Source organism: Nocardia alni (assembly GCF_019038435.1).
In the GTDB taxonomy this organism is placed as follows: domain Bacteria; phylum Actinomycetota; class Actinomycetes; order Mycobacteriales; family Mycobacteriaceae; genus Nocardia; species Nocardia alni.
In genome coordinates this window covers 76881-90968 of sequence record NZ_JAGPOX010000015.1, presented here as the reverse complement: position 1 = coordinate 90968, position 14088 = coordinate 76881, and the positions used below count along the sequence as shown (strand labels likewise).

The following is a 14088-nucleotide window of genomic DNA, read 5'->3' as shown; positions in this document are numbered from 1 at the left end:
GCCCCCGATCGACGTCTCGGTACACCTATGATGCCGAACGCGCCGAGGGACGCTACGGAACCTGTGCCAAGTGCGGCCGATCGCGATCCCATAGCTGACTATGCGTCGGTACCAACGACGGCCGCTGCCGCAATCCCAGACGTGACCGATGTCGAAAACATCGCTGTCTTCGTACCCTGGTTTCGAAAGGCCGGAACTCTGTGCGCCGGGATCGAAGCACCGACCCTGGCGGCACTCTACGCGGTGGAAAATGGCTTTCGGTATGGTCCGACAGCTCCGGTGTCACCGGCAGGCGCTATGGGACCCGGTCAGTTCATGCCCGCTACCTGGGCGCGATACGGCACAGACGTCCACGGCAACGGTGCGCCCGACATTTTCGACGTCGGCGACTCGGTCATGGCCTCCGGTCACTTGCTGTGCGACGCCTATCAGCAGATCGAGCAGTGGAAGTTGAACGGCGCCGTAAGTGGCGACACCCTTTCGCTCGCACTCGCCGCCTACAACGCCGGGGCCGGCGCTGTCTTGCGATCGGGCGGAATGCCCAGCGGTAGTCCTGATTACGAACACCAGACCAGGCCATACGTATCCCGAATCCTCGCCACCCAGGGTCAATTCGACTGGCTCTCGTCGGACCAGTATCTGTTGCCCGCGGCACAGCACCGTTCCATCACGGACCTCGGACCACGTGTCGTCGACGAAGCCCTGAAGTACCTTGGCCTGCCCTATGTTTGGGGCGGCGGTGGAAGTAACGGACCGACCATGGGCGGATTCGATTGTTCCGGTCTGACGTCCTTCGCAATTCACGCCGCGACAGGCGGCCGGACAACGCTTCCCCGGACATCGCAACTTCAGTGGCGAATCGGTCGCGAGATCTCACTACCCGAGGCTGTGCCAGGAGATCTACTGTTCGGAAATTGGGGCGAGGACGGCCCCGGTCACGTCGCTATCTATCTCGGAAAGGGCATGATGATCCAGGCTCCCTCGACTGGCGACGTCGTACGGATCAGTCGGGTGATGCCCGGTATGCGTGCCCGCCGGGTGCTCTGAATCCCGTCACGGATTCGAAAACCCAACGGCCCCGGAGCGATCACCGCATTCTTCGCCGCATCGAAGCGCCTGGCGCATCGGTATACCTACAGGCCCAGATAGCGGATCACCCCGCGGAGGTCGGCGAGCGCCTGGTCACGGTCACCGGTGGCGATGGCCCGGACGAGTAGGCCGCGCACGGACCAGACCAGTGCCTGGGCGCGGGCGCGGGCGGCCTCGGGGGTGAGTCCTTCGCGCTCGCCGAGGGTGGTGAACAGCGCGGACCAGTCCTCGAGCGAGTCGAGGAAGTCCCGGTAGGGCGCGGGATCCTGGACCGCGAGTCCGAGCACATAGAAGAACGCGGCGACACGCGGCTGATGGGCGGGGTCGAGGTAGCGCTCTTCCAGCAGCCTCAGCGCATCGCGGTAGGTGCCCTCCACGGACAGGGCCGCCAACCCCTCCTGCTCCTCCCGGCGCAGCTCACTCAGCAACGCGGCCAGGAATCCGTCGCGGGAACCGAAGTGGTGGATCAGCATTCGATGACTGGTGCCCAGGTGTTCAGCGAGCTTGCGCAGCGTCAGATCGCTCAGCCGCCCCCGCCCGGCGAGCAGTTCCTGCCCCTTGCGCAACAGCCTGGCGCGAGGGGCATTGTCGCCGTTGATCTCCCGGTCGCTCACACCTGTGACGGGCCTCGATCCTCGGCCGGCGAGCCGAGCCACGCGAGCGCGGCGACGACCAGGGCCTGGACACCGGTGCCGAGCGTGGGTTCGATGACCGGAGCGAAATGCGGTGAGTGGTTGGCCGGCAGGGAGTCGAAGCGCCCCTCGCGCAGTGCCGTGGTGACCGTTTCGGCATCCAGCCCGCCCCAGAACCAGTAGACGGTGGGGACGCCCGCGGCCTCGCCGAACACGCCGACATCCTCACTGGCGGTAACGGGCTGCATCGGCAGCAGACGCTCCTGGCCGAAGTGCGCGGCGAAGGCCCGCACGGTGGCCGCGGTGGCGTCCGGGTCGCTCACCAGCAGAGGCGCGGGGGAGACCCACTCCACCTCGGGCGGTTGCGGTGCGCCGCTCGCGGTGGCCTCGCCACCGATGACGCGCTCGATCGCCGCGCGGATCAGGGCTCGGGTCTGGGGCGAGTAGGAGCGCACATTGATGCCGAGTTCGGCGGTGTCCGGGATGATGTTGTCCTTGGTGCCCGCCTGCAGCCGCCCCACTGTCACCACGGCCGCCTCGGCCGGGGGAACCTCGCGGGCCACGATGCCCTGCAGCCGCGTGACGACGTTCGCGGCCATCAGAACCGGATCGACCGCTGCCTCGGGGCGCGATCCGTGTCCCCCGCGGCCGTGCAGCACCACCTTCGCGGTGTCCGAGGCGGCCATGAGCGGACCGCCACCATGGCCGATCACCCCGGCCGGAAGCGGCCCGACATGCTGGCCCAGCACGATATCCGGCTTCGGGAAGCGCCGGAACAGGCCGTCATCCACCATGGCCCGCGCGCCCCGCGCGAGTTCCTCGGCCGGCTGGAAGACCACGAGCAGAGTGCCGGACCAGGCCGCGGAGGCATGAGCGAGCAGCGTCGCCGCACCGAGCAGACAGGTGGCATGCATATCGTGACCGCAGGCGTGCATCACCGGCACCTCATCCCCCGCGGGGTCGGTGGCCCGGACGGTGCTCGCGTACGACAGGCCTGTCTTCTCCGCCACTGGAAGGGCGTCGATATCCGCTCGGAGCATCACCACCGGGCCGTCGCCGCGGTGCAGGACTCCGACGACACCAGTGCCGCCGACCCCCTCGGTCACCTCGAACCCGAGCGGCCGGAGACCTTCGGCCACCAGGGCAGCCGTCCGGTGTTCCGCGAACGAGAGCTCCGGATGCCGGTGCAAGTCCCGATAGAACTCGGCCAGCCCGGCGCTGAGCTCGTCGAGTTCTTTCCACACGATGTCTGTCACGAGACTGCTCCCTCCTTGGTCTGTCACGAGACTGCTCATACTTGTCCGAGAACTCGATCCGGCCGACCTACCGACAGTCGTACCATTGGTACATCACGGCGTACCAATGGTACACACCGAGTCTGTCCACTCGCCGCTCCGGAAGATCGATGGTGCCGACACCATCGAAACACACACCATTCGTGACACCGGCGCCGCGTTCTTCGACACCGTGGCCGAGCCGGCATTCACGGCTCTACCGTTTTCCCTCCGCGGGCGTCGGCAGGCCGTCCGCGGCGGCATCCGGCGCACGGGTCGAACCTGCTGCCGCCCGCTGCACCTATCTGCCCCGGCCGGCCCGAACCCCTCCGCATCCTCGAGCGCAACCAGTCGATGGGCATCGGCCTGGCGCTCGGCCTCCTCGGCGGCGCGGCCATAGGCACCGGCTCCAACGCCTTCACCCTGGGACTCGATGCGCCCCTGAAGGTTCCGCTGGGCATGCTGCTGGGCGCGAGCACCGGAGCGGCCGTCGGATACAACGCGTATCAGGTTCCGCTGGGATGCGTTCCGGGACAGTAGACCCGTTCCGCCGCAACCGACGCAGACCTCCTCCGTACCGAAAGCCGCGCGGAAACCGCAGCGGCACATCACTTTCCCTGCAGGACACTGCGCTCTCCGGCAGAATACCCACCGGCGCATCGATGGCCGCGCCACCTCCACACCGCGCCAACTCCCAGATCTGCATCCATCCGACCGAGTAGAGGATCGATATGTCCGAACCCATTGAACTCGCACCGTCGGCCGAGCCGCTCATCGACTTGGTCCGCCGGAAGGTAGGAGCGGATGAATCCCTGAATCCCACTGTCGCCGAATCGATCCTGCGCGCCTTCGGCGATTCGGCCGGGTCCGGTTCGCCGGAATCGCGCGCAGTATCCGAGGTGTTCCTGCGGTCGGTCACCGTGCACGGATTCCGCGGGATCGGGCCGCGCACCCGGCTGTCGATTCAGCCGTCGCTGGGTCTCACACTGATCGTCGGCCGCAACGGCAGCGGAAAGTCCAGCTTCGCCGAGGCTGCCGAATTCGCGCTCACCGGCAACAATCAGCGCTGGGCGAACAGATCCAAAATATGGCAGACCGGCTGGCGCAACCTGCACGACGGAGCAGCACCGCAGATCGACATCGAACTACAGGCACAAGGAGCGGACAATCCGGTCACCCTCACCGGACGATGGGACGAGGGCGCGGAGCTGTCCGCCGGACGGTGGACGACCCGGCGCGGCGACGGCGCACCGGAACCGCTGGATCGGACCCCTCTCACGCGGCCGCTGGAACTGTTCCGCCCGTTCTTGTCCTACAGCGAACTCGGCGCGCTCATAGACGGCTCCCCGAGCGGAATGTACGACGCACTGCACAGTCTGCTCGGCCTCGACGACCTCACCGACGCGGTGACGACTCTGTCACGCCGGCGACTCGAGCTCGACAATGCCCGCAAGGCGGTCAAACGGGATCGGGAGGTGCTGCTCACCGAATTGTCGGACATCGATGATGAGCGAGCCCGACGAGTCCGCGCGCTGTTGCGCGCTCCGACCACCGACTTCGAGGCGATATCCGGCATCGTCCTGGGACGAACCGAGACGTCGGGGTCCGGGGCGCTGCTGTCGGCAGTCTCGGCGGTCCAGCTGCCGCCCGAACAGGTTGCGCGACAGGCACATCGGCGACTGTTCGATGCGACACACAAGCTCGCCGAATTGGCCACTGCCGAAGCCGAATCCGGAGCCCGACTGGTCCAACTGCTGGACTCGGCGGCACTGTATGCGGGCGACGACGACTGCGACTGCCCGGTCTGCGGTGTCGGACGCCTCGATGGGGCATGGCGCGAACGCACCCGCGCCACCGTCACGCGCATCCGCGAACACACCGCCGCGCTGGACACCATCCGGCGTGAGCACACGGCAGCGCTGACCGAGGTGCGTCGGTTGATCCAGCCGATACCGGCAGCCTTGACCGCGGCGGCGGACGGCAACCCCGAAGGCTCCCTACTCGACTCGCACGACACCGTCACCGCATGGCACACCTGGGCCGAGCTCGCCACCGCGGATCCGGCAAATCTCATCGAACAGCTGCCCGACCGGTTCCGGACGGCCGACGCGGCACTGAGCCGACTGCGGGAACACGCCCGCGGCGAACTCGCGAAGCTCGACGACGCCTGGTCACCGCTGGCGCGCCGGATCGCGGCCTGGGTCGATGACGCCTCCGCCGGCGCGAACAACGCCGCAGAGCTGAAGGCGGTGAAGGCGGCCGAAACCTGGATCAAGGGGGCAGCGGCACAGTTGCGCGACGAGCGCATGCGACCGATCACCGAAATGTCGCAGCAGGTGTGGACGACGCTGCGCCAGCAGAGCAATGTCGAACTCGGCGGAGTTTGCCTGCAGGGCAACGCCTCCAGCCGCAAGGTCGAACTCGACGTCACCGTCGACGGGGTCGCGGGCGCGGCGCTCGGGGTGATGAGCCAGGGCGAACTGCACGCCCTCGGCCTCTCGCTGTTCCTGCCACGCGCCACCGCTCCTGAAAGCCCCTTCCGGTTCCTGATGATCGACGACCCGGTCCAGTCGATGGATCCGGCGAAGGTCGACGGGCTGGCACGGGTGCTCGACGAGGTGGCCCGCACCCGCCAGGTGATCGTGTTCACCCACGACCTGCGGCTATCGGAAGCCGTTCGCCGCCTGCGCATTCCGGCCACGGTCCTCGACGTGCAGCGGCGCGAACGATCCGAAGTCGAGATCCTGACCTCGGCCGACCCGGTCCGCGCCTATATCGACGACGCCCGCGCGCTCAGCCTCACCCGCGGCCTGCCCCGCGAGCACGCCAGGGAAATGATCGCGCTGTGCTGCCGCTCGGCCATCGAATCGGCGTGCACCGCACGGGTCCGTCGACTGTTCGGCGAGAACGGATTCCCCCAGGACGCCATCGAGGAACAACTCGACGCCACCGAACGCACCATACCGAAACTCGCCCTCGCCATGCTCCTGGACCGCCACCGCGAAAGCGAAGTCCTGACCATGATGGACCATGAAATCGCCCCCTGGGCTTCACAAGTCATCAAGACCTGCAACACCGGCGCGCACGGCTGCGGCCACGATGAACTCGGCGACCTCATCAACCGCGCGGAAAGGATCACCAAGTGGATCAGTCGCTGATCCCGGTCGCCGACCGGCTCCGCAGCGTCGACACCCTCATCACCGACGCGAGCACCGACCTCGCCGGCATGTGGCCCCGCGCATCCGCATGGTTGTTGCGCATCGCGCTCGAACGCGCCGTCCGCGAACTCTGGTTGACGGTCTCCCCACCGATGACGCACGTCACCCTGCGCGCCCAATTCCTGGTAGTGCAGAAATACATCGGCCCCGAGGCCGCCGCCGATGCCCGGCTGCTGTGGTCGCAACTGTCGGCCACCTCCCACCACCACGACCACCAGCCGGCCCCGTCGGCCGCCGAGCTGCGCCGCTGGCACGACGCCGCAGAACACATCACCGAAGCGATCGATGCCGCCATCCGGCGGCATCGAGCCCGAGCCAGCACCCCATAGAACCGATCGAACCCCTTGGAAGGAAACGACATTGACTTGGACCACCGCACCGCTAGCAGCGTTCGACCTCGAAACCACCGGACCCGAACCGCTCGACGCGCGGATCGTGACAGCCTGCATCGTCTCCGGCCATCGAGTCGGTGATCTTCGCCCGGCCGGTACGAACTGGCTGCTGGACCCGGAAATCGAGATCCCCCGGGGCGCTTGCGCCGTGCACGGTGTCACCACCGCACGCGCACGTGCCGAAGGCCAGGACTACGCCGAGGGCTACCGAGAGATCCGCAGCACCCTCGAAACCGAATGGGCCCTCGGCCACGTTCTCGCCATCTACAACGCCGTATACGACCTGACCATCATCAACGTCGAAGGTTTGCGGCTCGGCTACCGGCCGTTGATCGTCGGCCCCGTCATCGACGCCTTCGTCGTCGACCGCTACCTGGACAAATACCGCAGGGGCAAGCGGACCCTCGCTGTCACGTGCGGGCACTACGGCGTTCGACTCGACAACGCACACTCATCCGACGGCGACGCCTATGCCGCCCTCGAACTCGCCCGGTCCCTCGCCCGCACATTCCGCCATGATCTCGAAGACATCACATACGCCGAACTGATGACCGTGCAAGCCCAATGGCACAAAGCCCGCCAGGACAGCTTCCGCGCCTACTTGCAGAGCAGCGGCAAGGACGGCTCCGGAGTATGCAGCGACTGGCCGATGCGCACAGCCTGATCCCGGGCCGCTCGCCGCCGGCCTTCCCGCCTACCGAGTCTGCGCCTGGGCCGCGCGCCACGCGAGTTCCCGTGGATCCCAAATCGCCGTGTCTCCCGCGCTCTTACCTAGGGCCGGATCGATAAATGCGGCCACGACGTCCGCCGCGGTAGTCGCGATGAACGATGTAGCGATCGGAACACCCTTCGCAGTCCTGGGGTAGGCGCGGATCCAGTCGGCAGGAATCTCGAAATGCCCGAACGGCTCGATTCCGCTGAGTGACTGCTTGGCGGCAATCGCTCGGCGCAATTCGTGGAGATGCACGTTTTGAGTGTGGGCGAGGACGACGAGATCGACCAGATCCTTGACGCGGCTGCTTCGCTGACCGCCGGGATAGTTGTTCCGCGATAGCGCCGAGCCGCGCCAGCGTCACATCCTTCACAACAACAAAGGTACCCAATTAAGGGAACAAATGTTGTTACCAAGCTGTCGTATGCGGATGTCCGAAACCTCCCGAATGAATTACCCGCTACGTACGAAGAGACGCGTTCGACCGAGCGCACCTTGACGCGTTCCACCGATCAGCGCCCCACAGACAGTCTCGGACGTCGACAACAGAGTTTCTATCGTTGCCTGCGACACGTTCCGCAAGTGGTGCACCGCGATGATCGACCAACGACGCCGGCCTGATCGGCACCCTGCCGTTCACTCACGTGGACGTCGACACCTTCTACGTCTGGCTCTGTGTGGCTTTGTTCGTGCGCGACACCCACACTCTCGGCCATTCAACAGGTCGACGCGTCGCTCGGTAGCGCAGTGCTCGTGACGGCGCTTACACAGCACCTCGCCGGACAGCGGACCGAGCACGGAATGCCCTCCGGCAGCGTCGGTTCCGACCAGATCAGCTCCGTCCCGCCCCAAGCGATGCCGGTGGTCGGACCACTGCTCGCCGACTCCTTCGGCTTCGCGTTCTGGGTGGCGTTCGCCCTCACCGCGGTGATCATCGTCCCTGCCATACTCCTGCCCCGCCACGCCGCCCGTGATCGGGACGTGACACCGGCAGCGCCCGGCATCTGACCGAACCCGATCACGAACTCGCCACCGCCACAAGACTTCCGACCGCTCAGGCATCACAGGATTGGTGGCGGGTGACGAAACCTCGTCACCGGCCCCGGTAGGACCGAACAGCACTTGGTCGCCGGTCGTGAAGGCCGGCGGCCAGTGCACGGTATCGGTCAGTGTTGCTCGCCGAGCAACTGATCGAGGAGGGACCGGTAGCTGCGCAGGGTCTGGCGCAGCGCCTCGGTATCGGCGGAGTCGTCATCCGTCCAGCGGCTGTCCAGCGCCTGCTTGCGGTCGGCGAGCAGTCGGGTGAATTGCTGCACGGTGTCGGTCACCAGCGTTCCGGCCCGGGTGACGGCATCTCGCGGATCATCGACGAATTGTGCCTGCACCTCGCGCCACTCGGTGCGCATGCGGTCACGTTCCTCGTCTTCGAAGAACGGGGCCGTCGCCTCCGGCTGATTACCCGGCGTGCTGGACTTCGCCAACGAGTGTGCCCCGGGCGAAGGGGACGGAGCGGCAACCTCGGCCGGAATATGCTGTTCGGCAACGGGATCGGCGCTCGCTTGGCCGTCGGCGGATTCGTGCTCCGCCGGAACCGCGGGAGCGGTCTCGGTATCCGCTCCGCGGTCCTCGGTATCCGCGCTGGGCTCACGAGTCTCGGAGTGCGTGTCATCGTCCACGGTGTCGGCACGCGCGCCGGACTCCGTGCTATCGGCATGCGCCGGGGACGACGCGTCATCCTGCTCGGCACGTGCCGAATCGTCAACGTCCGCTTCGGGATCTGTGGTGCGATGGGATTCGATACTCATTGTTTCCTCACTTCTGCGATGCGGGCTTGGTGGCCGAGGTGCTGCCGAGCAACTCCTCGAAGAGTTCCCGGTAGTGCACGATCGCGGTCCGCAGATCCTCGGTGGAGGCATCGCTCCCGGCCTGCTCGGCTATCTCATGCGCGGCCCGATACGACCCGAGCGGCTCCGCGTGCTCGACCGACAGGTCGGCGATCTGCTGGTCATGGCTTTCGGTGGGGTAGCCCCGATCGGCCATCAGAGCAGTCAGCAACCGATCGGCAGCGGTGACGGCCTCGGCCGGCGCATCGACGAAACGTTCCTGCACGCCGTCCCATTCAGCACGATAACGCTGCTGTTCGTCCTCGGAGAGAGAGCGCAACTCCAGTGTGGAGTGGCGGCGTTCGCGGTCGGCGAGTTCCTTCTCCGCCGCGCGACGGTCCGGCGACTGCTCTACCACCCGTTCGTACTCCGGGCCGAACCTGCTCCGCAACCTTCGGGTACGCAGCGCGGGACGCATCGCGACCGCGACCACCCCGAGCAGCACGACCACCACAACGATGATGATGACGGCAATGACTTCACCCGACATCCTGACCTCCTTGTCGAGCCTGTGTGTCAATCACGCAATGCCTCGTAAACCGTCGCTCAAACATGACATTCGGCGAATCGCCACGAAGTGTGCGCGGCGATCCGCCGGTCGGGGACATGTTGCCGACCGCCGGGCACGTTCGGGTGAGCTCGCCTACGGAGGCATTTACCCCCAGTCAGGTGCACCTATGACGAAATAGCTTCTGTTAGTGCGATTTTCACACCCAGTAGATTGCGGTGGCGTTGTTCCGGCGGACCACCGCGTCGTGCTCGACCGGGCTGCCTCCTCGCCCGCTTCGGCACTGCCGCCCGAGATGTCCCACTACGCCCAATCGTCCCGATTTTGCCGGTGCGAGACGAGTTCTGTTGATTGCAACGTACGTGCTATGGCGGATGATCTGGGGGTTCCTGTCCGAGCAGACTTCTAGTCAAGTGATACGAACGAGCGTTGGCTACGAAGCACCGCGTGTTCGTGGATGGAAGGACACACAGTTTGGAGGCGCGGCATGGTCGACGCATCGTTACGACCATTGATGTATGGCTACCTTCGTCTTGACCTGATCGAAGGCGACGTGGCCGAATGGGACGCGAAGGTGGTGGAGTTCGCCGAAGCCGCGGGGTTCGATCTGGCGACGGTATTCCATGAGTCGGACACCGGGTCGGTCGTACCGGCGGAGTTCATGAGCATGATCAGGGAGCTGCGCCGTTCCAGAGCCAGCGCTGTGGCAATACCGGAAGGTCATCTGCGCGGCATGGCTACGCCGCAGATCTGCCTGCTGGACCTGTTACACACCCGTGCGCTGACGACGGTATGGGAGATGGCGGCATGACAACTCGGTCGCGCACTCCAGTCGGGCTCGGTGATCGCGCGGGTCGAGGACAGTCGGTCATCGGGCACATTCTCGACGACGAGTGGTCGAGGGCATTGGACGCCTTTCGCTATCGACGAGGCTACCGGGTGCTATATCGAGAGCCGCACGGCTCTCAGGTCGAATACGGGGTTATCGCCCGTGTCGATACCAAATACGTTCACGTTGTCTACGACGGTGGGCGCGCCCAACTGCCGACCTGTCCGCTGAATCTGACACTCGTCGCGATGGACACCTCTCAATGTCCGCCGACTCCGGCGCCGCGGCGTGCGATCGAAACAGACCACGTTCCGGATCCGACGGATATAGCCGGTTTGCGCTGTGGTTGAGCGGCACGCTCGGCCGTGCCGCGAACTGGTCTGCGCTGCACCGGCTCAGTGATGCAGTTGGCCTCTGATGGCGCCATCCGCCATGGGCCTCGGTGGCTCGTTCGTCTCATCCTGCTGCGCGGCGAGTACCTCCAGCAGCCGCGCGGTGAATTCCCATGGCGTGCCGAACATTCCGCCGTGATCGCCGGGGAACACCACGGGCCGCAGGCCCAGTTGCTCGGCGAGCAGCACCGCGGTCCGGTACGCGAACTGGCCCACAGACGTGGTGCCGATTCCGATCACCACTCGCGCGGGTATGGCGCGCAGCGCGTCGAGATCCGGTGTGTAGCCGGCGAGCGAGTGCCACATCGGGCCGAAGAAGAACTTCAGGTTCGCCGAGCCGAAGAATGCCTCGAAGTGCTCTCGCATCGCTGCGATCGCGGCCAATGCCTCGGCGTCCGGATCGTCGGGCACGTTGAAACCGGCGTCCGGCAGGAACATGCCCACGGCCGCGCTGATGCCGACGGTCTGCGCGGTCCGGTAGATGTCGGCGTTGTGGGCGCGGTGCTCCTCGGGGTCGGGCAGCAGTTCGGCGATCGGCGGCTCGTGCACGATCAGTGTGTGCACCTGCTCGGGGTGCGTCGCCGCCAGCACCAGGCCGGTGTTGGACCCTCCGCTGCTGGCGAACACGTAGACGGGTTCGCCGGTCACCGCGCGCAACAGCAAGTGCGCGTCGTCGGCCTGCGTCTGGACCGTGATGTCCTGGCTCGGATCGTCGACAGTGGACAGGGACAGGCCGCGTGGGTCATAGGTGAGCACCGTGTATTGCTCGGCGAGCACCGGCGCGATGTCGTCGTAGACCGACGTGCCCGCCGGCCCGCCCGGGATCAGTAGTAGCAAGGGGCCGGAGCCGTACACCTGGTAGCTCAGGCGCGCGCCGGGGACGTCCAGGGTATATATCCGGCCAGGCTCCCACGTCGCACTGCCATTCGATTTTCCTGGCTTGTCAGCCACTCCAGGTCCTTCCTTTCGAACAAACCCGGCCTGCCGTCGGCCGGAATACCATTCGGCGAAATCGGAGTCCAGGAACAACCCGTCGAGCCGATCCTCCACATGACCGGTGCCCCAACCAGATTCGCCACCCAAGCCGTCCACAGCGTCTCCGGAGGGACAGCATGCCGAGAGTGGGCCAGAGCCGACCATGCTGGACTACGCATCTACCGGGCTGTCGTCCTGTCCTCGAGCCGGGAGACCATATGGAGGGCCGCCTCAACCGGATTTTCACTCGGAGGCTCATTCGAGCTTGCACCACTCGCATCGTTGAGAGCGCGAATCCTCTGATTCCAGTCGTCGCAACCGGCGAATTCGATGGTCTTATCCGGATGGTATTCGGGAATTGGGCGGTACGTGTTCATATTCCGTGCAACATTGCCGCGAGCCAGCAGCGGGTTCAGATACACACCGTCACTGGCGAGACGGGTATTCGCAGACATGTAGCCGATGTCGAGTCCACAACGCCGCTTGTCGGAGGTGTTCGCCGACGAGGAGTGCAGGACATTGGGATGATGGATCGAGACATCGCCCGGCTGGAGTTCTATCTCGACAACGCCGTGACGTTCGATCATCTCCTCCACCACCCCTTGGTCACACGAGGAGAACAACAGGTTGGGTACGTCACGTCGCTCCGAGATATCCTGAAGCGGCAGGTTCTGCGTGCCGGGGATAATGCGGAGACAGCCGTTCTCGGTTGTGCTGGGGTCCACTGCAAGCCACACTGTCAGCGCTTCCATCGGATCGAGCTTCCAATACGCACCGTCCTGATGCCACAGGACGGCATGACCGTCGACAGGCGGTTTGCACACGTAATGCGCCGTAAAGCACGCGATATTCGACCCCAGCACCCCCTCGGCTATGTCGAGCAATGAAGGCTCGAGAATCATCCTGCACCAGAATGCGTCATCGCGAACCAATGGGTGATGAAGATGCTCGGGCCGCAGCTCAGGATATTTCGCCACGAGCCAATCGACATGTTCCCGTACCTCGCTCATCAGGTCAGGAGGAACCGCATCTCTGATGATGGCGTATCCGTCGGTCTCGTACGCCAGGGCGGCCTTGTTCATCGGTTCGTTCATTGGATATAAACCTTATTGAGAGAAAACCAGCAATTCGGGCAGTTCGGCCGCAACCCGCGCGGGGCTGGGACGCGTTTTGTTGTGCTCCGCCAGATCCTTGGCACCAGCCCGCCAGCGCGGTTCGGTCAGCAGCTCGTGCACTTGCGCGGTGACCGTGTCCGGGGCTCCAATGGCTCCCCCACCCGCCGCGGCGAGTTGGGTGGCGTTGAACCGCTGATCGACCACAGCCGGCAGGATCAGCTGAGGCACCCCGGCGGCGAGTGCGGTCATGGTCGTTCCCGCACCCCCCTGGTGCACGACGGCCTGGCAACTCGGCAGCAGCATGTGCAGCGCGAGCGCGTCCGCGAACAGCGCGTTGTCCGGCAAGGAACCGAATCGCGGGCGAGACCGGGGATCAACGGCGATCACGACCTCGACGTCCAGCTCGGCCAGCGCGTCGACCACCCGCGGCGCCAGAAACAGGTCCACACCATCGACTTCGAACATCAGGGTTCCCCACGTGACGCACACCCGTGGGCGGGCCGGCGGATACCGCAGCCACGGTGGGTGTTCCGCGACGCCGTTATAGGGCACGAACCGGATGGGCCGGCGTGGCGAGCGGCCCGGCGGCAGTTGCATCGCCGGCGGGCACGGGTCCAGCACCAGGTCCGAGTCCTCGCGTAGCCGGTCGATCCCGAACCGCCGGACCAGATCTCCGGTCGCGACCGCGTCCTGGACCGGGGTCATTTCGGTGAAGTCGCCGGCCCACAGGTGCTTGACCACGGGGATGTCCAATACCTGCGCTGCCACCGCCGCGGCCAGATTGAACGGGTCGTGCACCACCAGGTCCGGCCGCCAGAACCGACCGAATTCCACGAGATCATTCACCATTTCCTCGGCACAGCGCGCGACCGCGCCGTCCGAGGTGACGGCTTCATCGCTCCCCGCACCGATTGCGCTGGCGAGAAACAATTCGGCGAAATCGAGGTCCGGGCCAACCGCGACTCCGGGAACTCCGGAGCCGGTAATGGCAGGCAATAGATTCGGCGGACCCGCGACCCGTACCTCGTGCCCGGCGGCCAGCAGGCCCCATATCAAGGGAACCATCGGA

At 65.7% G+C, this 14088-nt stretch carries 15 protein-coding genes; 7 read left to right on the top strand and 8 right to left on the bottom strand.

Features of this window, described 5'->3' with window-relative positions:
- The coding region (locus tag JZ791_RS08825) for a C40 family peptidase (protein ID WP_254205395.1) at window positions 1-1047 on the top strand (1047 nt) is incomplete at its 5' end.
- A gap of 86 nt (window positions 1048-1133) precedes the next feature.
- Here JZ791_RS08825 and JZ791_RS08820 read toward each other — a convergent pair.
- Both JZ791_RS08820 and JZ791_RS08815 read right to left on the bottom strand, forming a co-directional pair.
- Complete coding sequence (locus JZ791_RS08820) at window positions 1134-1703, bottom strand: TetR/AcrR family transcriptional regulator (protein WP_308162851.1); 570 nt, start codon at window positions 1701-1703, stop codon at window positions 1134-1136.
- On the bottom strand, window positions 1700-2977 hold the full coding sequence (locus JZ791_RS08815) for an amidohydrolase (RefSeq protein ID WP_308162850.1): 1278 nt from the start codon (window positions 2975-2977) through the stop codon (window positions 1700-1702). The genes JZ791_RS08820 and JZ791_RS08815 overlap by 4 nt, the downstream gene beginning before the upstream one ends.
- A 372-nt stretch (window positions 2978-3349) precedes the next feature.
- On the opposite strand from JZ791_RS08815, the gene JZ791_RS08810 reads away from it, so the two are divergent.
- From JZ791_RS08810 to JZ791_RS08795, 4 genes are all read left to right on the top strand, one after another.
- A complete protein-coding gene (locus JZ791_RS08810; RefSeq protein ID WP_216893701.1) occupies window positions 3350-3535 on the top strand; it encodes a hypothetical protein in 186 nt (61 codons plus the stop codon).
- 191 nt (window positions 3536-3726) lie between these two features.
- Window positions 3727-6153: an AAA family ATPase gene (locus JZ791_RS08805; protein WP_216893700.1), complete on the top strand. Its 2427-nt coding sequence runs from the start codon at window positions 3727-3729 to the stop codon at window positions 6151-6153.
- Window positions 6138-6542 carry a hypothetical protein gene (locus tag JZ791_RS08800; RefSeq protein WP_216893699.1) on the top strand — a complete coding sequence of 135 codons (405 nt, stop codon included), beginning with the start codon at window positions 6138-6140 and terminating at the stop codon, window positions 6540-6542. Before JZ791_RS08805 ends, JZ791_RS08800 begins: the two co-directional genes overlap by 16 nt.
- Before the next feature lie 31 nt (window positions 6543-6573).
- The gene (locus tag JZ791_RS08795; protein ID WP_254205394.1) at window positions 6574-7269 is read left to right on the top strand and encodes an exonuclease domain-containing protein; all 696 of its coding nucleotides are present in this window, start codon (window positions 6574-6576) and stop codon (window positions 7267-7269) included.
- A 30-nt stretch (window positions 7270-7299) separates the two neighbouring features.
- Here JZ791_RS08795 and JZ791_RS08790 read toward each other — a convergent pair whose 3' ends face one another.
- A complete protein-coding gene (locus JZ791_RS08790) occupies window positions 7300-7572 on the bottom strand; it encodes a hypothetical protein (RefSeq protein WP_216893697.1) in 273 nt (90 codons plus the stop codon).
- A gap of 498 nt (window positions 7573-8070) precedes the next feature.
- Between JZ791_RS08790 and JZ791_RS08785 the strand changes: the two genes are divergently transcribed.
- Window positions 8071-8325 carry a hypothetical protein gene (locus JZ791_RS08785; RefSeq protein ID WP_216893696.1) on the top strand — a complete coding sequence of 85 codons (255 nt, stop codon included), beginning with the start codon at window positions 8071-8073 and terminating at the stop codon, window positions 8323-8325.
- A gap of 158 nt (window positions 8326-8483) precedes the next feature.
- Here JZ791_RS08785 and JZ791_RS08780 read toward each other — a convergent pair whose 3' ends face one another.
- Window positions 8484-9122: a prolipoprotein diacylglyceryl transferase gene (locus JZ791_RS08780; RefSeq protein WP_216893695.1), complete on the bottom strand. Its 639-nt coding sequence runs from the start codon at window positions 9120-9122 to the stop codon at window positions 8484-8486.
- A 7-nt stretch (window positions 9123-9129) separates the two neighbouring features.
- On the bottom strand, window positions 9130-9690 hold the full coding sequence (locus JZ791_RS08775; RefSeq protein ID WP_254205393.1) for a hypothetical protein: 561 nt from the start codon (window positions 9688-9690) through the stop codon (window positions 9130-9132).
- 505 nt (window positions 9691-10195) lie between these two features.
- On the opposite strand from JZ791_RS08775, the gene JZ791_RS08770 reads away from it, so the two are divergent.
- Entirely contained in the window at window positions 10196-10519 is a 324-nt protein-coding gene (locus JZ791_RS08770; RefSeq protein ID WP_216893694.1) for a hypothetical protein, read from the top strand.
- A gap of 413 nt (window positions 10520-10932) precedes the next feature.
- Here JZ791_RS08770 and JZ791_RS08765 read toward each other — a convergent pair whose 3' ends face one another.
- The 3 genes from JZ791_RS08765 to JZ791_RS08755 all read right to left on the bottom strand — a co-directional run bounded on the left by JZ791_RS08765 (window position 10933) and on the right by JZ791_RS08755 (window position 14084).
- A complete protein-coding gene (locus JZ791_RS08765) occupies window positions 10933-11880 on the bottom strand; it encodes an alpha/beta fold hydrolase (protein WP_216893693.1) in 948 nt (315 codons plus the stop codon).
- 203 nt (window positions 11881-12083) lie between these two features.
- Window positions 12084-12998, bottom strand: a complete 915-nt coding sequence (locus JZ791_RS08760; protein ID WP_216893692.1) for a phytanoyl-CoA dioxygenase family protein — start codon at window positions 12996-12998, stop codon at window positions 12084-12086.
- 12 nt (window positions 12999-13010) lie between these two features.
- Entirely contained in the window at window positions 13011-14084 is a 1074-nt protein-coding gene (locus tag JZ791_RS08755) for a nucleotide disphospho-sugar-binding domain-containing protein (protein WP_216893691.1), read from the bottom strand.
- Between the last annotated feature and the right edge of the window lie 4 nt (window positions 14085-14088).

Bases quoted from the DNA above. Each gene is read 5' to 3' on its own strand.
- JZ791_RS08770 (WP_216893694.1), top strand. From the start codon at position 10,196: ATGGTCGACGCATCGTTACGACCATTGATGTATGGCTACCTTCGTCTT.
- JZ791_RS08760 (WP_216893692.1), bottom strand. From the start codon at position 12,998: ATGAACGAACCGATGAACAAGGCCGCCCTGGCGTACGAGACCGACGGA.
- JZ791_RS08810 (WP_216893701.1), top strand. From the start codon at position 3,350: ATGGGCATCGGCCTGGCGCTCGGCCTCCTCGGCGGCGCGGCCATAGGC.
- JZ791_RS08780 (WP_216893695.1), bottom strand. From the start codon at position 9,122: ATGAGTATCGAATCCCATCGCACCACAGATCCCGAAGCGGACGTTGAC.
- JZ791_RS08755 (WP_216893691.1), bottom strand. From the start codon at position 14,084: ATGGTTCCCTTGATATGGGGCCTGCTGGCCGCCGGGCACGAGGTACGG.
- JZ791_RS08775 (WP_254205393.1), bottom strand. From the start codon at position 9,690: ATGTCGGGTGAAGTCATTGCCGTCATCATCATCGTTGTGGTGGTCGTG.
- JZ791_RS08805 (WP_216893700.1), top strand. From the start codon at position 3,727: ATGTCCGAACCCATTGAACTCGCACCGTCGGCCGAGCCGCTCATCGAC.